This window comes from Streptococcus infantis, assembly GCF_047460685.1.
In the GTDB taxonomy this organism is placed as follows: Bacteria; Bacillota; Bacilli; order Lactobacillales; family Streptococcaceae; genus Streptococcus; species Streptococcus infantis_AD.
The window spans coordinates 1-624 of record NZ_JASHFS010000050.1; the positions used below are offsets into that span (position 1 = coordinate 1).

At 49.8% G+C, this 624-nt stretch carries 1 protein-coding gene; it reads right to left on the reverse strand.

The annotated features are described in order from the left end of the window. Positions 1-624 (reverse strand): hypothetical protein (locus QM917_RS10600; protein ID WP_414285735.1); only part of this gene is annotated, 624 nt, incomplete at both ends.

The window sequence follows — 624 nt, forward strand, 5'->3', positions numbered from 1 at the left end:
GCGCATCAACATCAGCATCTGAGTCAGCGTCAACAAGTGCATCGACATCAGCATCTGAGTCAGCATCAACAAGTGCAAGTACTTCAGCATCTGAATCAGCGTCAACAAGTGCATCGACCTCAGCGTCAACAAGTGCATCGACATCAGCATCTGAATCAGCAAGCACAAGTGCAAGCACATCAGCATCTGAATCAGCATCAACAAGTGCATCGACATCAGCATCTGAGTCAGCGTCAACAAGTGCATCGGCATCAGCGTCTGAATCAGCAAGCACAAGCGCGTCAACAAGTGCATCGACATCAGCATCTGAATCAGCGTCAACCAGTGCATCGACCTCAGCATCTGAGTCAGCAAGCACAAGTGCGTCGACCTCAGCATCTGAGTCAGCGTCAACCAGTGCATCGACCTCAGCATCTGAGTCAGCATCAACAAGTGCATCGACCTCAGCATCTGAATCAGCGTCAACAAGTGCAAGCACATCAGCGTCTGAATCAGCGTCAACAAGTGCATCGACCTCAGCATCTGAATCAGCGTCAACAAGTGCAAGCACATCAGCGTCTGAATCAGCGTCAACAAGTGCAAGCATATCAGCATCTGAATCAGCATCAACAAGTGCATCGACCT